This is a genomic window from Cronobacter sakazakii (assembly GCF_000982825.1).
GTDB classification, from domain to species: Bacteria; Pseudomonadota; Gammaproteobacteria; order Enterobacterales; family Enterobacteriaceae; genus Cronobacter; species Cronobacter sakazakii.
Map to the genome: position 1 here is coordinate 4,347,027 of NZ_CP011047.1, position 20,952 is coordinate 4,367,978.

At 57.2% G+C, this 20,952-nt stretch carries 18 protein-coding genes and 2 pseudogenes; 7 read left to right on the forward strand and 13 right to left on the reverse strand.

The features are described 5' to 3' along the window. Positions 1 to 2: 2 nt before the first annotated feature. On the reverse strand, positions 3 to 518 hold the full coding sequence (locus CSK29544_RS20600; protein WP_007865122.1) for a hypothetical protein: 516 nt from the start codon (positions 516 to 518) through the stop codon (positions 3 to 5). Between the two features lie 111 nt (positions 519 to 629). Between CSK29544_RS20600 and proC the strand changes: the two genes are divergently transcribed. Beyond that, complete coding sequence (gene proC / locus CSK29544_RS20605; RefSeq protein ID WP_004386847.1) at positions 630 to 1,439, forward strand: pyrroline-5-carboxylate reductase; 810 nt, start codon at positions 630 to 632, stop codon at positions 1,437 to 1,439. Between the two features lie 37 nt (positions 1,440 to 1,476). Here the strand turns inward: proC and CSK29544_RS20610 are convergent, their stop codons facing one another. From CSK29544_RS20610 to CSK29544_RS20625, 4 genes are all read right to left on the reverse strand, one after another. After that, positions 1,477 to 2,895, reverse strand: coding sequence for a sugar porter family MFS transporter (locus CSK29544_RS20610; protein WP_004386848.1), 1,419 nt, complete (start codon positions 2,893 to 2,895; stop codon positions 1,477 to 1,479). 653 nt (positions 2,896 to 3,548) lie between these two features. After that, positions 3,549 to 3,809, reverse strand: coding sequence for an anti-adapter protein IraP (gene iraP / locus CSK29544_RS20615; RefSeq protein ID WP_004386850.1), 261 nt, complete (start codon positions 3,807 to 3,809; stop codon positions 3,549 to 3,551). A 223-nt stretch (positions 3,810 to 4,032) separates the two neighbouring features. Continuing rightward, on the reverse strand, positions 4,033 to 5,226 hold the full coding sequence (locus tag CSK29544_RS20620) for a multidrug efflux MFS transporter (protein ID WP_004386851.1): 1,194 nt from the start codon (positions 5,224 to 5,226) through the stop codon (positions 4,033 to 4,035). Between the two features lie 161 nt (positions 5,227 to 5,387). Next, positions 5,388 to 6,089, reverse strand: coding sequence for an extensin-like domain-containing protein (locus tag CSK29544_RS20625; RefSeq protein WP_004386852.1), 702 nt, complete (start codon positions 6,087 to 6,089; stop codon positions 5,388 to 5,390). A gap of 144 nt (positions 6,090 to 6,233) precedes the next feature. Between CSK29544_RS20625 and ddlA the strand changes: the two genes are divergently transcribed. Beyond that, complete coding sequence (gene ddlA, locus CSK29544_RS20630; RefSeq protein WP_007902287.1) at positions 6,234 to 7,334, forward strand: D-alanine--D-alanine ligase; 1,101 nt, start codon at positions 6,234 to 6,236, stop codon at positions 7,332 to 7,334. A gap of 10 nt (positions 7,335 to 7,344) precedes the next feature. On the opposite strand, the gene CSK29544_RS20635 is transcribed toward ddlA, so the two are convergent. After that, positions 7,345 to 7,560: a DUF2754 family protein gene (locus CSK29544_RS20635; protein WP_029039068.1), complete on the reverse strand. Its 216-nt coding sequence runs from the start codon at positions 7,558 to 7,560 to the stop codon at positions 7,345 to 7,347. A 355-nt stretch (positions 7,561 to 7,915) separates the two neighbouring features. On the opposite strand from CSK29544_RS20635, the gene CSK29544_RS20640 reads away from it, so the two are divergent. Continuing rightward, on the forward strand, positions 7,916 to 8,221 hold the full coding sequence (locus CSK29544_RS20640) for a DUF2755 family protein (RefSeq protein WP_007902302.1): 306 nt from the start codon (positions 7,916 to 7,918) through the stop codon (positions 8,219 to 8,221). Here CSK29544_RS20640 and CSK29544_RS20645 read toward each other — a convergent pair. The 3 genes from CSK29544_RS20645 to CSK29544_RS20655 all read right to left on the reverse strand — a co-directional run bounded on the left by CSK29544_RS20645 (position 8,218) and on the right by CSK29544_RS20655 (position 11,350). Continuing rightward, a complete protein-coding gene (locus tag CSK29544_RS20645; protein WP_029039067.1) occupies positions 8,218 to 9,324 on the reverse strand; it encodes a DUF1615 domain-containing protein in 1,107 nt (368 codons plus the stop codon). The genes CSK29544_RS20640 and CSK29544_RS20645 overlap by 4 nt on opposite strands. Positions 9,325 to 9,420: 96 nt before the next feature. Continuing rightward, complete coding sequence (gene sbmA, locus CSK29544_RS20650; protein ID WP_014729460.1) at positions 9,421 to 10,641, reverse strand: peptide antibiotic transporter SbmA; 1,221 nt, start codon at positions 10,639 to 10,641, stop codon at positions 9,421 to 9,423. A 175-nt stretch (positions 10,642 to 10,816) separates the two neighbouring features. After that, the gene (locus CSK29544_RS20655; protein ID WP_007902319.1) at positions 10,817 to 11,350 is read right to left on the reverse strand and encodes an isochorismatase family protein; all 534 of its coding nucleotides are present in this window, start codon (positions 11,348 to 11,350) and stop codon (positions 10,817 to 10,819) included. A gap of 198 nt (positions 11,351 to 11,548) precedes the next feature. Between CSK29544_RS20655 and ampH the strand changes: the two genes are divergently transcribed. Next, complete coding sequence (ampH, locus tag CSK29544_RS20660) at positions 11,549 to 12,706, forward strand: D-alanyl-D-alanine-carboxypeptidase/endopeptidase AmpH (RefSeq protein ID WP_007902326.1); 1,158 nt, start codon at positions 11,549 to 11,551, stop codon at positions 12,704 to 12,706. Positions 12,707 to 12,740: 34 nt separating this feature from the next. Here ampH and CSK29544_RS20665 read toward each other — a convergent pair whose 3' ends face one another. The 4 genes and pseudogenes from CSK29544_RS20665 to CSK29544_RS25270 form a co-directional block, all read right to left on the reverse strand. Next, a complete protein-coding gene (locus CSK29544_RS20665; RefSeq protein ID WP_004386860.1) occupies positions 12,741 to 13,367 on the reverse strand; it encodes a helix-turn-helix domain-containing protein in 627 nt (208 codons plus the stop codon). A gap of 81 nt (positions 13,368 to 13,448) precedes the next feature. Continuing rightward, a pseudogene (locus CSK29544_RS20670) lies at positions 13,449 to 16,118 on the reverse strand (autotransporter YaiT-related protein); the annotation flags it as partial. 16 nt (positions 16,119 to 16,134) lie between these two features. After that, positions 16,135 to 16,832 (reverse strand): IS1-like element IS1B family transposase gene (locus CSK29544_RS20675; RefSeq protein WP_095033700.1). Its coding sequence is split into 2 segments (ribosomal slippage): positions 16,135 to 16,583 and positions 16,583 to 16,832, totalling 699 coding nucleotides; the frame shifts between segments, so codons are not numbered across the junction. A gap of 57 nt (positions 16,833 to 16,889) precedes the next feature. Beyond that, positions 16,890 to 17,003 (reverse strand): annotated as a pseudogene (locus CSK29544_RS25270) (autotransporter YaiT-related protein); the annotation flags it as partial. Positions 17,004 to 17,401: 398 nt separating this feature from the next. Between CSK29544_RS25270 and CSK29544_RS20680 the strand changes: the two are divergent. From CSK29544_RS20680 to olsF, 3 genes are all read left to right on the forward strand, one after another. Beyond that, positions 17,402 to 17,899: a CinA family protein gene (locus CSK29544_RS20680; RefSeq protein ID WP_004386862.1), complete on the forward strand. Its 498-nt coding sequence runs from the start codon at positions 17,402 to 17,404 to the stop codon at positions 17,897 to 17,899. Between the two features lie 146 nt (positions 17,900 to 18,045). Beyond that, the gene (gene hemB, locus CSK29544_RS20685; RefSeq protein WP_004386863.1) at positions 18,046 to 19,023 is read left to right on the forward strand and encodes a porphobilinogen synthase; all 978 of its coding nucleotides are present in this window, start codon (positions 18,046 to 18,048) and stop codon (positions 19,021 to 19,023) included. 137 nt (positions 19,024 to 19,160) lie between these two features. Further along, positions 19,161 to 20,879 carry a bifunctional ornithine lipid synthase OlsF gene (gene olsF / locus CSK29544_RS20690; RefSeq protein WP_029039066.1) on the forward strand — a complete coding sequence of 573 codons (1,719 nt, stop codon included), beginning with the start codon at positions 19,161 to 19,163 and terminating at the stop codon, positions 20,877 to 20,879. Positions 20,880 to 20,952: the final 73 nt, after the last annotated feature.

Here is a 20,952-nt window from a genome sequence, read left to right on the forward strand (position 1 = left end):
TCCTACGGATAAACCCACTGATTCAGATGGACCGGCGATGCGCCTTCAAGCGTCACGGTAGAGGTAACGCGCCCTGCCGACTGCGGCTGCGTCACTATCCAGACGGCGTGAGCGCCATCCGGCGTCGGCGCAAAAGTGAGCGTCAGTGAATGCTGCCCGGTATGGGTCACTACCGGCTGTGGCTGGAGCGTTTGCAGCACGAAGCGATCGGGGAAATCGCCACCGAACGCGACTGTCACCGGCTGATTTTTCGGCCCCTGAATGCGCAGCGCGAAAGGCTCATCGCTCTCGGCGCGCAGAAAACGCTGATACTCCACCGTCAGGCTTTTTTCCGGATTGGTCGCTGAGGTTTCGCTCAGCCAGCCATCGGAAAAACCGCCCAGTAGCGCAATCAACACGATTGCAAACAGCAGCCAGTTGCCGCCCTGCTGAATACGCCACTCAATGCGCTGGGCATGCATATGCTCACGCACCGGCACGTCGCGGCTGGCGCTTTCGTCAGAAACGATTTTGTCCATTCCCCACCTCCCGGTTTCAGGATAAGCGTAGCCGAAGCCTTAACGGATTGCCGGAAAGCGCGTTAAGCTATAGCCCATGTGAATCTGGACGCGATAAAACGGAGAGATGCTGTGGAAAAGAAAACAGGCTTTATCGGTTGCGGCAATATGGGCAAGGCCATTCTCAGCGGCCTGCTGACCAGCGGCCAGGCGCGGGCGGAAAACGTCTGGGTCTATACGCCATCAGAAGAGAGCCAACAGGCGCTGAAGCAGGAGTTTGGCGTGAATACCGCCTCCAGCGCGCAGGAAGTGGCCCAGGCGACGGATATCGTCTTTGGCGCGGTGAAGCCTAACATCATGCTGAAAGTCATGAGCGATATCGCCTCCAGCCTGAATAAAGACTCGCTGGTGGTTTCCATCGCCGCCGGGATCACGCTGGATCAGCTGGCAACCGTGCTGGGGCACGATCGTAAAATTATCCGCACCATGCCGAACACACCGTCGCTGGTGCAGGCCGGGATGACCTCCATCACGCCGAACGCGCTGGTCAGCGAGGAAGATATCCGGGATGTGCTCGCGATGTTCCGAAGCTTCGGCGAGGCGGAAGTGGTGGCGGAATATCTGATTCACCCGGTGGTGGGCGTCAGCGGCTCGGCCCCTGCGTATGTCTTTATGTTTATCGAAGCGATGGCCGATGCCGCCGTGCTCGGCGGTATGCCGCGCGCGCAGGCGTATAAATTCGCCGCCCAGGCGGTGATGGGCTCGGCCAAAATGGTGCTGGAAACCGGCAAACACCCGGGCGAGCTGAAAGATATGGTCTGCTCGCCGGGCGGCACCACCATCGAAGCGGTGCGGGTGCTGGAGGAGCGCGGCATGCGCGCGGCGGTGATTGAAGCGATGGCCCAGTGTATGGCCAAATCGGAAAAGCTCAGCAAGGGCTAAAAAGAAAGGGCTACGTCGGTAGCCCTTTTTATTTGTTTCACTGCCCGATATCGCGCAGCTTTTTGCCCGCCATCAGGTTCTTTTCGATATGCTCCAGCGTCACGTTTTTGGTCTCCGGGATAAGCCAGAACGTCACGCCGACAAACACCAGATTCAGCGCGGTATAGAGCCAGAAGGTGCCCGCCGCGCCGATATGGTCGATAAGCGTCAGGAATGTCGCGCCGATAATCATATTCGACACCCAGTTGGTGGTGGTCGAACAGGTGACGCCGAAATCGCGGCATTTCAGCGGCTGGATTTCCGAGCACAGGATCCAGACCACCGGCGCGGCGCTCATGGCGTAACCCGCGATACACATCATGGTCATACCAACGGAAAGCCAGGAGATGCCGGTGGAGATCTGGCCGTGATCGACTTTCATCAGGCAGTAGCCGAGCACCAGCGTGCCAAGCGCCATGACGCTAAAGCCGATTTTCAGCGCCGGTTTGCGGCCCGCTTTATCCACCGTAAACACCGCGATAAAGGTGGCGAGCATAAAGGTCAGCCCCACCACGACCGTTGCGATCATCTGCTCTTCGGTGCTGGCGAACCCCGCCATCTGGAAGATTTTCGGCGCGTAATACATGATGATGTTCATGCCGGTGAACTGCTGCATCGCCTGGAGTAGCATGCCGAGAAACACGGCGCGGCGCACGTTGCGGTTGGCGGTAAAAAGCGCCCAGCCGCCCTGCTTCACCTTCAGGCTTTCACGGATTTCATTGAGCTCCTCACGCGCTTTTTCCGAGGTATCACGCAGCATGCGCAGCACGCGTTCTGCCTCGATGTTCATGCCTTTGGCCGCAAGCCAGCGCGGGCTGTTGGGTAAAAACACCACCATCACCAGCAGAATGACGGCGGGCAGCGCCAGTACGCCGAGCATGGCGCGCCAGTTGCCGCTGTAGCTCAGCGCGGTATCGGAAAGAAACGCCAGCAGAATGCCGAGCGTCACCATCAATTGATAAAGGCTTATCATTTTGCCGCGCACTTTCTCAGAAGCCATCTCTGAGAGATAGAGCGGCGCGGTGTAGGAGGCGATCCCGACCGCCACGCCTAAGATCACGCGGGCGGCCAGCAATATTTCCAGCGAATGGGCGAACGCCGATCCGAGTGACCCGATAATAAACAGCGCCGCGCCCGCCAGAAGGCTGTATTTACGCCCAAGCCGCGACGAGAGCCAGCCGTTAAACAGCGCACCCAGCGCGGCACCGAGCATCATGCTGCTCACCACCCACTCCTGGGCGCGGCTGCTTAAGCTGAAGTGATCGGTGATAAAGGGCAGCGCCCCGGCGATGACGCCGATATCGAGGCCAAAGAGTAAACCCGCGACGGCGGCGGAAACCGAAACAAACAGATTCATGCGACGCGCTTTGCGTTCCTGAGCGCTGACAGCAGGCGTGACTTCACTTACCGAGGACATCTTTTCTCTCCCGTTAAAGGCAATCGGCCATTGCCATAACGGTAGTGGTAACGCCGGTAAACCGTCAGGCGGGAAACGGCGAAGATATGGATAAATTTGCTGTGGCAGTCCGTTTTGTGATGCAGGTTATAAAACCGAAAAATCGCTTCACCTCGCGCGATAACCCCGCATGACGGGAATAAATGTGACATAACACGATAAAATTTGAACAGCAGGCGTTTTGTCCACCGTTTATCTCATGGACAATCAGAGAGCTTTCTGTCTGTATCACCGGTGTCAGGCAGGTAAATCGTGCAGGCTCAGGGCGCGGGAGAGGAAAAAGCGTAGCGCGTTATTTCAGGCAGCGCGGAACTGACTCAAAAATACGCTTAGCATACTCAGGAGAATATATTCGTACTCTGCGTTAAAAAAGGCGGGAATAACGTAACGATGAAATAATAAAAAAGTATTACGCTCGAATGAGGCCAGGCAAAACGTATTATCTGCGGGCTGGTGTAGCGACGGAAGAATAAAAACAGGAATATCCGCAGGCATTGCGTTTATTCCGGCACTAAAACGTCAACGGTGCCGAAAAAAGTGCCTGCGGATAAGACAGAGCGTCAGTATTACACTATCAGATAACAGAATAATAACGCGGCGCGCCCGTTATACGCTCAGGTTCTGGGGTGCCGCAGCAGCTTCTTTACGTATTGCTGAAGCAATTCGGTGTCACGTTGCGGCACGTTGCTTTCAGGCTGAACGCCTTCGAGCGCCCCTTCCACACTGGCAATCAGCGTCTGCTGGGTATTGGGATCCAGATGACGCAGTAACGCGGTCACGACGATTTCCAGCGCCTCGACCTGGGCCACTAACTCTTTGGATTCTTCTTCCTTTTCAGCAAGCTTGACCAGTAGTTCAGCTATAAGATTTTTCATAACTGTCTTCCCGTGAAGTTGTTGCCACGACGTTATCATTCCCTTTTGAGGTTGCCTAGTGCTCGCCCGCGCTTTTTTTTCTGTCATCGCGGATTTGTGCGGCGCGACAAAAAATCGCCGTCAGCGAAACGTTTTACCAGCAAAATAAAGCGGCGGCCCAGAGAATAATCTCTGGCCGCCGCGATAACAGGAGTTAATGACGCTGATAACAGCCACGTTATTATTAACGGCGTGCGTTTTTCCTTAATGCCGTACCGAATTGCCAGACGTTAATTAACAGTACCAGCGCCGTGGCGATAAATACCCAGCGATAGCCCGCCGCGGCGGAGATCCCGGCCCCCATCAGCGGCCCCAGCACGTTACCGAGATACATAAACGACTGGTTATAGCCAAAGATACGCCCGGTGACGTTATCCGAGGAGTATTTCACCAGCAGCGTCTGCACCGCCGGGAACATCGCGCCATCGGCGAAACCGAGCAAAAAGCGCAGCACCGCGAGCTGCATCGGCGAGGTGACAAACGACATCGCGAAAAACAGCACCACCGCCAGAATGAGCGTCGCCATCAACACCCGCGCGGTGCCAATGCGATCGCCCAGGCGCCCAAGGCGTGGCGCGCTCAGCAACGCCGACACGCCCGGCACCGCCGCGATCATGCCGCTTAAAAACGCGATATTGCTGCTGTCGGGCGTCAGTTCCTTAATAAACAGCGCCAGAATCGGGCTGATGGAACCGTTGGAGAGCTGGATAACCATCGTCGTGATAAACAGGCTCAGCACCAGCCACGGCGCTGGCAGGCTTGCGAACACCGCTTTGCCGCTCAGCTGTTCGCCTCTGGCAAGCGCGGGCCGCACGCCCTCTTTGATCAGAAACAGCGTAACCGCGAAACTTATCATCAGCAGCAGCGCGGTGATCAGAAACACCGGGCGTAGCCCGACGCTGTCGGCGAGAAAACCGCCCATCAGCGGCCCCAGGATCACGCCGCTTATCTGCGCGGTAGATAGCGTACTGAGCGCCCAGCCGCTGCGATCGCGCGGCACCTGCGAGGCGACCAGCGCCATCGCGTTAGGAATATAGCCGGAGGTCAGCCCCATCAGCGCGCGCAGCGCGAAAAGCTGCCAGACGCTGGTGGCAAACGCCTGCAATAAAATCGCCACCGCCATACCGAGTGAGGCGCGTAGCAGCATCAGCTTGCGGCCTTTGCGGTCGGCAAGGCTGCCCCAGAGCGGCGAGACGATAGCGGAAACCAGGAAAGTGACGCTGAAGGTAAGCCCCGACCAGAGCGACAGCGCCTCGTGCGACTGCACGCCGAGTTCAGCGACATAAAGCGGCAGAAACGGAAGGATTTGGCTGATAGCCAGGCCCGTGAAAAAGCAGCCAAACCAGACGGAGATAAGATTAACCTTCCAGGATTCCATACGCGCGCTATGTCTAAGTCAATGATGTCTCAGGGTATCAGGATATGCCGCGGTGTTAGTGCATAAGCGTGCGGCCTGTAATATTTTGGACGCTTATTATTAATATAAAATCATTTGTGGCATTTATCACACCAAAGCGCGCCCTGCGCCGACGATTCTCCTTAGCGGCAAATGCCAAAACCGCGCATCCCTAAGTGAAAATGGTTGGCGTGAGCGGCGTTGTAGTCCGGCCCGAGCGCATTGCCAAAGTAAAGACAGCTCTGACCAAACAGCGCGCGCAGCGTCTCGCCGCGCGTGCCGCTCTCCTTCCAGCCTTTCAGCACGCTTATCTGCTGGCCGTTGGCGAAGCGAAACGCGCTGACGTCCAGCGCGTCCGCCGTCGCGTGCTCGCTTAAGCGCGCATTGGCGCGGTGATAAATATTGCGGCAGGCGTAACTGCCATAGTGATCGATGCGCACCAGCGGGCTGCCCATCATCGACGCGCTAATCGGTTTCGCCTGCTGCTGCACATACATGGCGCTGCTGAGCGCCAGCGGGCAGCTGGCGAGAAACGAACTGCTGAGTTTAACCTCGCCGAAGCGTAGCACCCGCACGGGGGCCGCCAGCGGGCAGTCGCCCTGGGTGGGCGTCTGGACGCGGTACTGGATCATGTCCCGCTTACGGGCTTCATCGAGCAGCGCCAGGCACGCCTGCGGATTATTCGCCATCTGGCGCAGTTTGTAGCGCGTCACCATCGTCGGCGGGTCAAGCGGCGAGAGCGGCGCGAACGGGTTATACCAGGCCGGCAGAGAGTCATAAAGCCAGACGCCTGCGAGCGCCGTTAACGCCAGGGTTGTCACCATCGCTATCCCTTTTTTCGCCATGCCACCGCCAGCAAACCAGACACAAAATCAAAGTATAACCGCTGTGCGCCGCACGACGCCGTTGCCCGCCACGAACCACATGAATCCGCCTGCCGGGCGTGCTATGTTGTGGACTTTCGTCTGCTTTAAGGATGGGTTGTAAAAATGGCAAAACTGCGCGTGGGCATTGTGTTTGGCGGAAAATCAGCGGAGCACGAGGTGTCGCTTCAGTCGGCGAAGAATATCGTCGATGCGATTGATAAAGAAAAATTCGACGTCGTGCTGCTGGGCATTGATAAACAGGGCCAGTGGCATGTGAACGACGCGTCCCGTTATCTGCTGAACGCGGAAGATCCGGCGCGCATCGCCCTGCACCGCTCCGAGAAAAATGTCGCGCTGATCCCAGGGCTCAGCGAGCAGCAACTCATCGAATCAGACAACCGCCAGGCGCTGCCGCAGCTGGATGTGATTTTCCCGATTGTTCACGGCACGCTCGGCGAAGACGGCTCGCTGCAGGGCATGCTGCGCATGGCGAACATTCCGTTTGTCGGCTCCGGCGTGCTCGGCTCGGCGGTGAGCATGGATAAAGACGTCGCCAAACGTCTGCTGCGCGATGCCGGTCTTGCGGTCGCGCCGTTTATCACGCTGACCCGCGCCAACCGCCAGCGCATCTCTTTTGAAGACGTAAAAGCGCAGCTCGGCCTGCCGCTGTTCGTGAAGCCCGCGAACCAGGGCTCTTCCGTCGGCGTCAGTAAAGTGAATGACGAGGCGCAGTATCACGCCGCCGTCGCGCTGGCATTTGAATTCGACCATAAAGTGGTGGTGGAAACCGGCATCAAAGGCCGTGAGATCGAGTGCGCGGTGCTCGGCAACGATTCACCGCAAGCGAGCACCTGCGGCGAAATCGTGGTGAGCAGCGAGTTTTACTCTTACGACACCAAGTACATCGACGATCAGGCCGCCCGCGTGGTGGTGCCTGCGGATATCGCGCCTGACGTGAATGAGAAGATCCGTGCTATCGCGATCCGCGCGTTTCAGGCGCTGGAGTGCGCCGGGCTCGCGCGTGTTGACGTATTCCTGACGCCGGACAACGAAGTGATCATCAATGAGATCAACACCCTGCCAGGCTTTACCAATATCAGCATGTATCCGAAGCTGTGGCAGGCGAGCGGCATGGGTTACCAGGAATTGATTACCCGCCTGATTGAACTGGCGCTGGAGCGCCACCAGGCCGATGCGGCGCTGAAAAGCTCCATCACCGGCTAAGCCGTAAGCGTTACTCTTCCGCCGCGTTCGATTCTTCCGGGCGACGGCGGATGATAAAACCCGCAATCCAGAAGCAGATAATCCACGTCACCAGCCCCACCGCATAGGTTTGCCACCCTTTCGCCTCAAATCCCAGCAGACCAATCACGCCATTCATAATAAAAATCAGGCCCAGTGCGACCGCGTAATAGTGCCAGTCACGGCGAATTTTGGCAGAGAGTTGCATGGTTGCTCCGAAAGCGTCAAAAAAACCATCTTCGCACATCGCGTCATGGCTGTCTGTGGCCCGCGTCGCGCGGTGTGACGCGCATTACGGTTACGCGTAAAGACGTTTAAAAGCGCCAGTAAACTTCCGCAAGCGCAGCGGTGATTGCCCGTTATCAGGCAAGAAAAGTCTGAATGTTAACCAATTATTAACGCAGTTACAGAAATGTGAGAATCGACATAATTTTGACATTCAGGAGTAATCTGCCCGCCAAATTACCACGAATCCGATATTGACAAATAAAATCTCCTGCCAAACTTCCCCCTGTAGCACCCTGGCGTTACGTCAGTACGAAGGTAAAACCCCGGAGGTCTGTATGGCTGAGATATCGTTACCCAAACCCATAATCGCCGGGAAACCAGGAAGATCCACCGCGCTTGGCAACATTGCTTACGCGCTGTTTGTGCTGCTCTCTTTCTGGGTTGGCGCGCAACTCCTGAATGTCGTGGTACATGCACCGGGCGTTCTGGATAATCTCATGCAGATGCAGGAGAGCGGCCGTCCGCAAATCAAAATGGGGCTGGCTGTCGGCACCATCTTTGCGCTGGTGCCGTTTCTCGCAGGCTGCGTCTTTGCGATGGTCATGGCGTTTTTCTTCCGCCTGCGACGTCGTCGCTTTTAACCTTTACTCATACAGCGTGCCCGACGGTCGTCCACACGCTTCGCAAACCACGCCGTGGTGAGCTGACGCGTGATCTTCGGGCTTTCCAGTTGAATGCCAGGCAATAATTCGCGTGGCAGCGTTCGGCCCGCGCGTTTATCCGCGAGCGCAAAGACCTTCTTATAAATTTCGCTGTCGCTGAAATCCTCGCTATCCCCTTTCGCCAGCGCCCGATGGATCTCGCTGTCGCTCATATCAAGCTGGCCGGCCAGTTTGCGCACCGCGTTTTCGGTCGCACCCGGCTTGCTGCTGTCATAGCGAATAAGATCGCCATCCAGCGCCAGCTTCACGCCACTCGCCTTACTGACGGCATTCTGGAACGCCGCATTGCGGCTCGCATACCAGCCCGCGTTGAAATCCGCGAAGCGATAGAGCGGACGTGAATAGTCCACCGGATAGTTCAGCAGATGATAAATGCCAAACCACAGCCCGCCGCGACGGGTAAAGACTTCCTGGCGCAGCGTGCCGTCGATGTCATACGGATAGCCGCGCGCGTGCTGTTCGGCGAACGCAATGCTGACCTGCATCGGCCCGCCGGTGTGCACCGGGTTTAAGTTGCCGAACAGCGTCTGCCCGAGCGGCACCATACCGATGAAATCATCGAAAATCGCGCTCAGTTCGCGCTCGGATTTCACGTTGTCAAGCCGCTCGCTGTAGCTTTTACCGTTGGGGGATTTGATAAGCAGCGCGGTGTGCACCACAAAGGCGGGAATATGCAGCTTACCGGCGCGGCGCTCGATCTCCTTCCAGGCTATCTTGCCAAGCCCCGGCACCTGCGGGTCAGCCTGATAATTCGACTCCTGCTCCGCCACCGCCAGTACCGAACAGATGTTCTCTTCGGTTGCCGGGATCTTCTGCGTCTCAAACGCGCGGGCGATATCGCGCGCCCAGCCGTCGCGATCTTTCACGCTCGCCGGCATTTTTTGCTTCACCACGGCGCGCACGTCGAGCGGTTTCGCGCCCTTTTCGGTGGTCGTGGTCTGGCTGGTACACCCTGCAAGCGTGAGCAGCGCGGTAAGCGTCAGAAGACGAAAACGGGTGGGCAAGGCAAACGTGGCGGCCATGATAATCCTGTCTGGCTGGGTTCAGGGCGTTAACCCTGCCACGTTTTTGCCGCCGCGAAAAGCGGATCGCTCCGAAGACGCAGCGGCAAACCGTCTTTACAGCGCTTCCTGCGCTTCGGGTTCAAGGTCGGGTTTATCGTTCAGCGTACGCTCAAAGCTGCGCAGACGTTTGTAGATAGACATCAGCTCAACAAGCGTGGTCCAGGAGCTAATCAGATACTGGAACGCGCCGCGCACTTCGCCAAACACGTTGCTTATCTGCGTCATCAGCCCAAGCGTAATCGACCCTGCCGCAATGGACGGGAACATCAGGAACAGACCGAAAATCGCATCCACCTGGAGGTAGAGAATGCGGACGATGTTGAAATAGGTGTAGTGGAAATAGAGCCGGAAATAGTTAAAGCGCACGTTGCTGAACAGCGCCTGCACCGTTTGCGGATCGGCGCGCGTCGGATCGTCTTCGCCATAGACCAGCTCTTTACGATAGGCCGCCTCAACGCGCTGATTGCGAAACTCCAGGCCCGGCAGCTTAATGCCGACCAGCGCCAGCAAACCGGTGCCCATCAGCGCCCAGACGATCGCGGCGATAACCAGCCCATAAGGCACCTCGCCCACTACCGGCAGTTCTTTCACGTGCGGCGAGAGCGCCACCAGCACCGGCAGAAAGGCAATCAGCGTCATCACGGCTTTCAACAGCGACACGCCCATATCTTCAACCGTGGAGGCGAAACGCATGGTGTCTTCCTGCACACGCTGCGCGGCGCCTTCGATATGACGAAGCCGCGGCCAGTGTTCCATGTAATATTCGTTCATGGCGGTACGCCAGCGGAAGATGTAGTGGCTGATGAAAAAATAGTTCAACACGCCCACGGTGACGTAGATAAGCGCAATGCCAAGGAACACCATGAGCCCGCTGTAAAACTGGCCGATTTTGACTTTATTGGGCGCGCCCAGCGCGGTCTGGATCAGGTCAAAGAACGGCGCATACCAGGCGTTAATGGTGACCGTAAGTTCCACCATAAACCAGGTGACGAAAATCAGCAGCGCCGAACCCAGCACCGACCAGCGCTGCCAGCGGTGCGGGCAATAGACGCGCCAGAAGGCGGCGAACAGCCCCACGCAAAGCGCGTAGTAGGCATAGAAAAGAATAAAGTTGCCCGACCAGAAACGGGCCGCGCTGATGGGCAGCTCGCCCGCCACGCCGAACCGTTCGGCAAGCCAGCCGCCGCTCATTTGCCAGACGACGAAGGCCAGCATCGCCCAGATCAGCGCCGAAAGAAAAAAAGCGCCGGGACGAGGAAAAAAGGATTTAAACATCAATCGCTCCTGCAAATATTTTTGTTTTTGCTGTTGCTGTATAGCCTGTGCCCTGCGCGTGCGGCAGGGGTACTGAGTGTAACGCGACAGGCGACGGCTACGCCGCCCGGCGTGTTTCCAAAAGTGTAACGGCGCGCTGTCTGTTCGCGCCGTCATGAGACAAAAACCGCGCCGTTTAGTTCGCCTGCCAGGCGTCCAGAATCGCGTCTGTTTTCATGATGCGCAGCGGGTTGCCGGGTATGGTCAGGGTGCTCCACACGTCGTTGTAGTGATCGATAAGCACCGGGGCGGCAGCCGCGCGGCGATCGGCGGTGGTATGGGCGTCGCCTGCGACCGTCACCTGAAACCCGCGGCTCGCCGCCTGTTTAATCGTGGTGTCCACGCAGTAGTCGCTGGCGCAGCCGCATACCACGAACGCGCTGATATTGTGCTCGCGCAGCAGCGCCTCAAGCGGCGTGCGGTAAAAGGCGTCGCAGGCGGTTTTGGTCACGCGCAGGGCGTTTTGCGGCACGTTGAGCTCCGGCAGAAACGCAAACCCTGGTGAGTCTTCTTCCAGCCCGCCCGGCTCCGTGTGCTGAATAATGATGACCTGCTCTGCGCCCGCCATCAGTTGGTTAATGCGGGCGACGCGCCCGTCGCGGTCAAAACGCGGCGTGGCGAAAACGCCGTTCTGCATATCGATTACCATCACAACCCGTGGTACAGCCATCACGCACTCCTTCTCAGGGAAAGCAGGAGATTATCACAGGCAACGCACGCGGCACCGCCGGAAAAATTTTGCGCAAAAAAACGAGCTGTTACGCATCGTTACGTTTTTTCGGCGGCTGGCACGCTTTTCGGGCCTTTGCAGATCCGCGCGCAGTAGTATAAATACCCTCTATTCCCGCTCACTGAATGGATTGCTTCGTTGAAACGTTGTCTGCTCTCCTGCGCCCTGCTGATAAGCGCAGCTTTTTCTGCGGCTCAGGCCGCGCAAACCTCGCCTGACCCGGTCTTCGCCTCTGATATCGTTGACCGTTACGCCAACCATATTTTCTACGGCAGCGGCGCCACCGGCATGGCGATTGTCGTGATTGATGGCAATCAGCGCGTGTTCCGAAGCTTCGGCGAAACGCGCCCCGGCAATAACGTGCGCCCGCAGCTCGACTCGGTTATCCGCATCGCCTCGCTCACCAAACTGATGACCAGCGAAATGCTGGTGAAAATGCTCGATCAGGGCGTGGTGAAGCTTAACGATCCGCTGAGCCGCTACGCGCCGCCCGGTGCGCGCGTGCCGACCTATCAGGGCGAGCCAATTCGACTGGTGAATCTCGCCACGCATACGAGCGGCCTGCCTCGCGAGCAGCCCGGCGGCGCGGCGAAACGCCCGGTGTTTGTCTGGCCCACGCGCGAGCAGCGCTGGCAGTGGCTCTCCACCGCATCGTTAAAAGCGGCACCTGGCGCCACGGCGTCTTATTCCAACCTCGCGTTCGATCTGCTGGCCGATGCGCTGGCCAACGCCGCGGGCAAGCCTTATACCCAACTCTTTGAAGAGCAGATAACCCGCCCGCTTGGCATGAAAGACACCACCTTTACGCCATCGCCGGATCAGTGCAAGCGCCTGATGATCGCGGAAAAAGGCGCGAGCCCGTGCAACAACACGCTGGCGGCCATCGGCAGCGGCGGCGTTTACTCCACGCCGGACGACATGATGCGCTGGATGCAGCAGTTCCTGGCATCCGATTTCCATCGCCGCAGCCCGCAGGCGGACCGGATGCAGACGCTGATTTATCAACGTACGCAGTTAACCCGCGTCGTCGGCATGGACGTGCCGGGTAAAGCGGACGCGCTGGGGCTCGGCTGGGTGTACATGGCACCGAAAGAGGGGCGTCCTGGCATCATTCAGAAAACCGGGGGCGGCGGCGGCTTTATCACCTACATGGCGATGATCCCGCAGAGCAATATTGGCGCTTTCGTGGTAGTGACCCGCTCGCCGCTGACGCGCTTTACTAATATGAGCGACGGGATAAACGATCTGGTGACGGAACTGAGCGGCAACAAACCGCTCCAGACGCCTGCCCTGTAAAGCAATAACGGCGCCTGTGCGGCGCCGTTATGTTTCAGTAGTTGAGCGGCAGTTTGTTGACTGCCACCAGCTTGCCCTTCTGCATTTCAATGTATTTGCCTTTTCGCAACTCCGCGAGTATCTCAGCGATGACCGAACGGGAAATATGAGTATGGTTCTGAATATGGTGAATAACGCCCACCTGCGCGCGCACTTCGGGGCTCCAGGCCGCCATCGTTAACAGCGTGGAACGGATCTGCGAATAAGTCGTCGTGCCGATAAAGTGCGCGTCGCGCCACTCAAACCAGCGCATCAGCCAGGTCTGCCAGTGACAGAATGACTTCCACAGCTGGCGATGTTCGATAATTTCAATTGCCCGGCGAACCGGCATACGAAAGCCGCGACAGGGGGTTTCCGTTATCAGGGTATAGCGAAGCGGCTCCGGGATCACCGCATCAGAAAAGCTTAAATAGAGCGGCGAAGTCATTAAATCGACGTGAATATGGTTCTCTTCACGCCAGACATTGAGGCTCCCTTCCTTAAAAAACCAGCACTGTTGCTCGCCCTGCTCGTTGATAAACGAGAGTTCGCAATGGGCGTCAATATCAAACGGCGTTCCTGACGGGGCCAGATGACGCTGAAGAGCGTCGAGATGATGTAGGGGTTTTACCAGATCTAACACGCGAGATATCCATTTCAGGTGTGTTGGGGAGGAACTGCCTGTCCACATGGGACAGGCAGCTTTTGACGCTAACTGCAGAAATTACCAGGTGTATTTGACGCCAACGTTCGCGGCCCAATCCTGGTCCACATCGCCACCGCCGAGGTAGTTCGCATCGGCATAGGCGCTGAAGTTTTTGGTGAAGCTGAACTTACCGCCAAGCCCTGCGCGTACTGCGGAGCCTTCCATGCCGTTATCGATATTGTCGCCGTTGACATCGGCGTCGTTACCGCTGGCATCGTCATAGACATAGGCCAGTTTGGCATACGGCGTGAAGGACTGATCGTTGCCGTAGTTGAAGGTGTAACCCAGATCTGCGCCCAGTTCATAACGCAGGCTGTCGTAAGACTGGCTGTTGACGCGCATATCGTTGCTCAGCTGATAGCCGTCGCCATCCTGGAACAGGCCGGAGATGCTGGCGTACGGGGTCAGATAACCCTGCGTATTGAACTGCCAGTCATAGCCCAGTTTCAGGCCAAAGCCCCAGGCATCGGAGGACGCATCACCGGAGACCGCCTGGCCGTTGCTCATCACTGCGCTCAAATCGTTGCTGTAATGGCTGTAGCTCAGGGTGGTATCCAGGAAGACGTTGTTGGCGAACTGCGCGGAAGAATAGAGACGCGCGGACTGGCTGTCCTGATCAACGCTGCCGCTGTGATCGTCCATATCCCCTTTCGCAAAGCCCGCTGCCGCGCCGATCATCCATTTGGCGTAGTTGCCTTCCACCAGTTTATCGAGACCAACCATCAGGCCGTTGACATCCTGGTTGTAACTCAGCTCGCCGTTATCGCCGTTGAAGTTACCGCCGAAGTAGGTCACCCATGCGCCACCGTTATCCCCTGGCGTATGACGGCCCTGCGCGAGACGCGTGCTCAGCACATCCTGTTCCAGATTCCAGATGTTGGTATTGGCGGAAGGAATGCTCAGCGCCATGTTGGCGTAGTCGGTCAGCTCACGCTGTTTCAACACCACGGTATCGCCCTGCTGCTGCGCCTCGTAGGTGTACGCCCCCAGATCCGCTTTGTTGGCGGCGGTAAAGCGCGCGGATGTCGCGTCGTTATCGTCATACACCCGTATCACTTCGTTGCCTTTATAATCAGCAATCGAGCCCGCGCCAGTGGCGTTATCGATACGCACGCGATAGTTGCCCGCCACATCGCCGTTCACCGCCAGATGACCGTCTGAGTTGAGCGCAATCACGCCCTCGTCATAGTCTTTCTGATGCGGATCGTTGGTGACGTAACGCGCGTTATTCAGTGAGGCATCCAGCACATAGTCACGGCTTGCGACGTTAAGCACGCCGTCGTCGGTCAGCACGACGTTATCCGCATCTACCTGACCGAGGCCCAGGTTGAGCTGCGCGCCGTTAGCAACGGTGAGCGTGTTGGCGTACAGCGACGCGGTTTCTTCCGTGAGCGTCGCCTGACTGCCGCTGTCCAGCGTCAGGGAATCGGTCGCCACCGCGCCATCATCGCCGATGTTCAGCGTCGAAGCATTGGTCAGGGTGATGGAATCCGCCAGCAGCGATGAGCTTTCAACGTTAACCTGTGAATGATTATCCACCACCAGCGCGTCGATATTAGACACTTTACGGGTATCCCATTCGGAGCCGTTTGTCAGCGTCACGTTGAAAATACCGCTCTGATAGACTTCATTGCCCGTCACGTGGCCCGCTTCGTTAAACGCGGTATCGCTGTTTTCGATGCCATACGTGGAGCCAGGCCAGATGCTGTTTGGCTGATAGTCATACAGCTCGGCGGTCGCTTCGACATTAGAAATCGCCGCACCCACCCATTTGCTGCCGTTGGTGAGCGTCACGTCCAGGCGGTCGGTATTATCCCAGCCGTTAGAATCCAGCGTACCGTCGCCGTTCACATCATAGGCGTCAACGTGCGTGATGACCGGGTTGCCGTCTTGATCCAGCGTAACGCGGTCATACCCGCCAAAGTTTTCATCAAAGGAGCTTTCGAAATAGATGTCGCCGTTAATGGTTGATCTGTCGAAAGAGGCCGTCGTCTGCATTGAGTTATCAGAAGCCGGATTAGCAATCACCGCAAGCGCGATATCATCCGCAGTAATGGCGTTATCGTAATCGCTGGCTTTACCCGTGTGGCCATAAAAACCACTGGTGCCTTCATCCGTCCATGAGCCGGAGCTCAGCACAGAATCTTTTACCACAATGCTGTTATTAAAAATTTCACCGCTATTTGAGCCAGTCGGCGATGTCACATCCTGATTATCTTCCCATTCATATCCCTGCGTCAGCGTAATACCCGCAACATGAGAATTATTTTGAATAACCAGATCGGTTTCCTGGTCGAGCGTAATTGCCGTGCCGAGATCAAAAATATCCATAGACGCCGTCGTTTTATCATCGGCGTTATAATAGGTATAGTGCTCGAAGTCATCGTCGATAGTGGAATTATCGACGGTTAATGCGAGACGGTTATAGAGATAATCCCCGGTGCGGTTATCACAGTTTTCCGTCATGCATTGTGAGGTAATCATCCCGTGGATAGTGCTGTCTTTAATGGTCAGCGCGTTAGGGTTGGTATTATTACTGGTGCCCTCATCAAGATACCAGGTGGAAATAACGCCATCGACATGCGCGCCGGAAATTTGCGGATAAATATTGCCATTATAATAATCAGAGCCGTAATCGTAACCGACATAGCCCTGATACATAATACCGCCGTCATAATAAAACGTGTCGGGTAATGACTCCAACTTATTGATAGTGTTTTATGTTCAGATAATGCCCGATGACTTTGTCATGCAGCTCCACCGATTTTGAGAACGACAGCGACTTCCGTCCCAGCCGTGCCAGGTGCTGCCTCAGATTCAGGTTATGCCGCTCAATTCGCTGCGTATATCGCTTGCTGATTACGTGCAGCTTTCCCTTCAGGCGGGATTCATACAGCGGCCAGCCATCCGTCATCCATATCACCACGTCAAAGGGTGACAGCAGGCTCATAAGACGCCCCAGCGTCGCCATAGTGCGTTCACCGAATACGTGCGCAACAACCGTCTTCCGGAGCCTGTCATACGCGTAAAACAGCCAGCGCTGGCGCGATTTAGCCCCGACGTATCCCCACTGTTCGTCCATTTCCGCGCAGACGATGACGTCACTGCCCGGCTGTATGCGCGAGGTTACCGACTGCGGCCTGAGTTTTTTAAATGGCGGAAAATCGTGTTGAGGCCAACGCCCATAATGCGGGCGGTTGCCCGGCATCCAACGCCATTCATGGCCATATCAATGATTTTCTGGTGCGTACCGGGTTGAGAAGCGGTGTAAGTGAACTGCAGTTGCCATGTTTTACGGCAGTGAGAGCAGAGATAGCGCTGATGTCCGGCGGTGCTTTTGCCGTTACGCACCACCCCGTCAGTAGCTGAACAGGAGGGACAGCTGATAGAAACAGAAGCCACTGGAGCACCTCAAAAACACCATCATACACTAAATCAGTAAGTTGGCAGCATCACCAACGTGTCGTAACTTTTGCCTGAAATATCCGTGGCAGCGGAGGCCTGAGAAGCGATAGCCATCGTGCAGGCCACGGCTAATTGTGAGACTACAAGTTTCTTTTTCCAGGAGTGCATTTATCATCCCTCCTCAGGGACGTCACAAAGTTGGTCCATCAAATGGTTTGCCGTAATACAAGCGTGATGTATTAACGATAAAATTATGCACGCTGAAAAATTAAAGGTTCAATTCTTCTTTACCAATTGTACGAATCCGCACTCTTTTATTATTTAGGAATAAAACCGGTTCCTCTCTCGTTATCCCTTTATACCTTACCAGACGAAAAACCCTTCATTTTGATTACCGCCAAAATATTGCTTATTTAAATATCCACTCCTGGAATATTGGCTTTAAAAATAAAATAGCCCTCAGTTATAACACTCCCCTGCCGTTTCGTTGCCCGGGCTTTCACCCTTCCCCTGACGATACTCATCTATAATATGAATATCTTAATGGCATGGAGAAAGTGAATCTAATGAATGAAAAACTTCAGCACGCCGCAAAACAGGCCGGTATCTGGCTGAATCAACACGGGCTACGACTGGCGACGGCCGAATCCTGTACCGGTGGGCTTATTACGTACACCCTGTGCGCCACCGAAGACACCACCGCCTTTTATTCGAGCGGTTTTATCACTTACACCAATGACGCCAAGCAGCGCATGTTAGGCGTGAAAGAAGAGACGCTGCGCCTCTATACCGCCGTGAGCGAGCAGACGGTGCATGAGATGGCGGCGGGCGCCCGCGAGCGTTCGGGCGAGGATGTCAGCCTCGCGGTGAGTGGTTATGCCGGTCCATCCGGCGGTGAAGACGGCACGCCGCCGGGCACCGTGTGGTTTGGCTGGGGCATGCCGGGCGAGGAAACCGTAGCGGAAAAGCGTCATTTCAATGGCGATCCGAAAACCGTTATCGATCAGGCGGCGGTCTTCGCGCTGGAGCGCCTTATTGAACTGCTTAAAGAACGCGTTTCATAATGCCCACGTCAGGGTCTGCCGTGAAAACGCCCCGGCTGGCCTTGTCCGTTGCGGGCGCGCGTGATTTAGCGCCCACAATCGTCAAACATCCAGTCCTGTTTCGGGTTAAAATAAAGCCTGTCCCATTTCTCTGATAAGAAGCAATTATGGCCGATTTTTCATTGAGTTCCCGCCCGCGCCGCCTGCGTCAGAACGCCTCGCTGCGCGCCATGTTTGAAGAAACCTCGTTAAGCCGCAACGATCTGGTACTGCCGATTTTCGTTGAGGAAGAGCTGGACGACTACAAACCGATCGCCGCCATGCCGGGCGTGATGCGTATCCCGGAGAGATATCTCGCCCGTGAAATTGAGCGTATTGCGAAAGCGGGCATCCGCTCCGTGATGACCTTCGGGATTTCGCACCACACCGACGAGTGCGGCAGCGATACCTGGAATGAAAACGGTCTGGTGGCGCGTATGTCGCGTATCGCCAAAGACGCCGTGCCGGAAATGGTCGTGATGTCTGACACCTGCTTTTGCGAATATACCAGCCACGGCCACTGCGGCGTGCTGTGCGAGCATGGCGTGGACAACGACGCGACCCTGGTAAACCTGGGCCGTCAGGCAGTGGTTGCTGCCGCTGCAGGTGCCGATTTTATCGCGCCTTCCGCCGCGATGGACGGCCAGGTGAAAGCCATCCGTCAGGCGCTCGACGCCGCGGGCTTCACGGATACGGCTATCTTCTCCTACTCCACCAAATTCGCATCGTCCTTCTACGGCCCGTTCCGCGAAGCCGCGGGCACCGCGCTGAAAGGCGATCGTAAAACCTATCAGATGAGCCCGATGAACCGCCGCGAGGCGATCCGCGAATCGCTGCTGGATGAAGCCGAAGGCGCGGATGCGCTGATGGTCAAACCGGCGGGCGCTTATCTCGACATCCTGCGTGACGTGCGCGAGCGCACCAGCCTGCCGCTTGGCGCTTATCAGGTGAGCGGCGAATACGCGATGATCAAATTCGCCGCCCAGGCGGGCGCGATTGACGAAGAGAAAGTGATCCTGGAAAGCCTCGGCGCTATCAAGCGCGCGGGCGCGGATCTTATCTTCAGCTACTTCGCACTCGATCTGGCCGAGAAAAACATTCTCTGACCTGTCGCGGCGGGCGTTCTGTCCGCCGCGTTTTCTCCTCCCCCCTACGCTGTGACCGTTCCTTCACGCCCCTGACATGCGGCCGTCATCTTCCGGGTCTATCACTGTTCGCAGACGGTTCCCGAGGAGACACAACCGTGTTCAGCATCGACAACGTTCTTGACGATCTTTACCCCCAGAAAACCCCCGCCCCGTGGCTGAAAAAAACGCTCAAACGCCTGCTTTATGAACAAGAGTTTCAGGAGTTCGCCGCCCGCCATCGCCATCTCAAAGGGCTCGATATGGTCGAGCAGGTGCTGGAGCATCTGGACATTCGCTGCGATCTGCCGGCCCGCTCACTTGAGCAGATCCCGGATAACGGGCCGCTGGTTGTCGTCGCCAACCACCCGACCGGCACCGCCGACGGGCTGGCACTGCTCTACGCCATCTCCCGCGTGCGGCGCGACGTGCGCGTGGTGGCGAACCGGATGCTGAGCCATCTGGAGCCGCTGTCGTCGCTCTTTATCGCCGTGGATAACATCGGCAACCGCACCAGCAAAACCGCCATTAAAGAGATGGAGGCGCATCTTGAACGCGGCGGCGCGCTGATTTTCTTTCCCGCAGGCGAAGTGTCGCGCCCTGGCCCTGACGGTATCCAGGACGGCGTCTGGAACGCCGGTTTTGTGAAGCTCGCAAGCCGCTACCGCGCGCCGGTGCTGCCGGTGCATATCGCCGGGCGCAACAGTCTCGCGTTTTACGGCGCGGCGCTGGTCGCCCCGCCGCTCGCCATGCTGATGCTTATTCGCGAAATGTTTCGCAAGCGCGGCACGACGCTGCCAGTCAATATTGGCGAGCGTATCCCGTGGAGCGCCTGGCATGATGCAAACGCACATCCGCGTGACGCGGCAGCGCGTTTTCGCCAGCATGTTTTACGGCTGGGCAAAGGACAGCCGGGCTGCTTTAAAACCGAATGCGGCATCGCGCGCCCGGAAGACCGGGCCGTGCTGCGCCGGGCGCTGGCCCAGGCGGAGACGCTTGGCGAGACGCCGGACGGCAAAACCATTTATCTGTGGCGACGCAACGGGATGGAAGAAGCGCCGGTGCTGCGTGAGCTGGGGCGGCTTCGTGAAATCGCCTTTCGCGCCGTGGGCGAAGGCAGCGGCAAGCGGCGCGATACCGACGCCTACGACGACGACTACTGGCATCTGGTGTTATGGGACGACGCGGCGCTGGAGATTGTCGGCGCGTACCGGTTTATCCCGACAGCGCAACAGGTGGCGCAGCGTGGCCCGCAGGGGCTTTACAGCTACAGTCTGTTTCATTACGACGAGCGGATGGAAGATATTTTAAGCCAGGGGATTGAGCTTGGCCGCAGCTTTATCCAGCCGCAATACTGGGGACGTCGCGGGCTTGATTATTTATGGTCGGGCATCGGCGCGTATCTGGCGCGCTACCCGCAATACCGTTATCTCTTCGGGCCGGTGTCTATCTCCGGCGGCCTGCCGCCTGCCGCGCGGGATCTGCTGGTCGCGTTTTACCGGCTCTGGTTCCCGGCGCAGCACCCACTCGCCGCCTCGCGCCGACCTTATCCGGTGTCGTTGCCGGAGGCGCTGGCGCAGTTTGGCGGCGAAAATTATCAGGAAGATTTAACGCGGCTGAAGTCGCTGCTGGGGAATCTGGGCTGCGGTATTCCGCCGCTTTACAAGCAATATTCAGAGTTGTGCGAGCCGGGCGGCGTGCAGTTTATCGATTTTGGCAGCGATCCGGCGTTTAATGATTGTGTGGACGGACTGGTGTTAGTGGATTTAACGCGCCTTAAAGCGTCACGCCGGGAGCGGTATATCGGCACATCTGCGCCGGCGGTTGAATCACCCTAATCGGTGTTGTTGGCGGGTGCGCTTCGCTTACCCGCCCTACAAATCACGTTACGTTACGCTAATCGTAGGGTGG

What these genes read in the sequence shown, in the direction of transcription:
- CSK29544_RS20600 (WP_007865122.1), bottom strand. Translation starts at nt 518, where the DNA reads ATGGACAAAATCGTTTCTGACGAAAGCGCCAGCCGCGACGTGCCGGTG.
- CSK29544_RS20610 (WP_004386848.1), bottom strand. Translation starts at nt 2,895, where the DNA reads ATGTCCTCGGTAAGTGAAGTCACGCCTGCTGTCAGCGCTCAGGAACGC.
- iraP (WP_004386850.1), bottom strand. Translation starts at nt 3,809, where the DNA reads ATGAAAAATCTTATAGCTGAACTACTGGTCAAGCTTGCTGAAAAGGAA.
- CSK29544_RS20620 (WP_004386851.1), bottom strand. Translation starts at nt 5,226, where the DNA reads ATGGAATCCTGGAAGGTTAATCTTATCTCCGTCTGGTTTGGCTGCTTT.
- CSK29544_RS20625 (WP_004386852.1), bottom strand. Translation starts at nt 6,089, where the DNA reads ATGGCGAAAAAAGGGATAGCGATGGTGACAACCCTGGCGTTAACGGCG.
- ddlA (WP_007902287.1), top strand. Translation starts at nt 6,234, where the DNA reads ATGGCAAAACTGCGCGTGGGCATTGTGTTTGGCGGAAAATCAGCGGAG.
- CSK29544_RS20635 (WP_029039068.1), bottom strand. Translation starts at nt 7,560, where the DNA reads ATGCAACTCTCTGCCAAAATTCGCCGTGACTGGCACTATTACGCGGTC.
- CSK29544_RS20640 (WP_007902302.1), top strand. Translation starts at nt 7,916, where the DNA reads ATGGCTGAGATATCGTTACCCAAACCCATAATCGCCGGGAAACCAGGA.
- CSK29544_RS20645 (WP_029039067.1), bottom strand. Translation starts at nt 9,324, where the DNA reads ATGGCCGCCACGTTTGCCTTGCCCACCCGTTTTCGTCTTCTGACGCTT.
- sbmA (WP_014729460.1), bottom strand. Translation starts at nt 10,641, where the DNA reads ATGTTTAAATCCTTTTTTCCTCGTCCCGGCGCTTTTTTTCTTTCGGCG.
- CSK29544_RS20655 (WP_007902319.1), bottom strand. Translation starts at nt 11,350, where the DNA reads ATGGCTGTACCACGGGTTGTGATGGTAATCGATATGCAGAACGGCGTT.
- CSK29544_RS20680 (WP_004386862.1), top strand. Translation starts at nt 17,402, where the DNA reads ATGAATGAAAAACTTCAGCACGCCGCAAAACAGGCCGGTATCTGGCTG.
- hemB (WP_004386863.1), top strand. Translation starts at nt 18,046, where the DNA reads ATGGCCGATTTTTCATTGAGTTCCCGCCCGCGCCGCCTGCGTCAGAAC.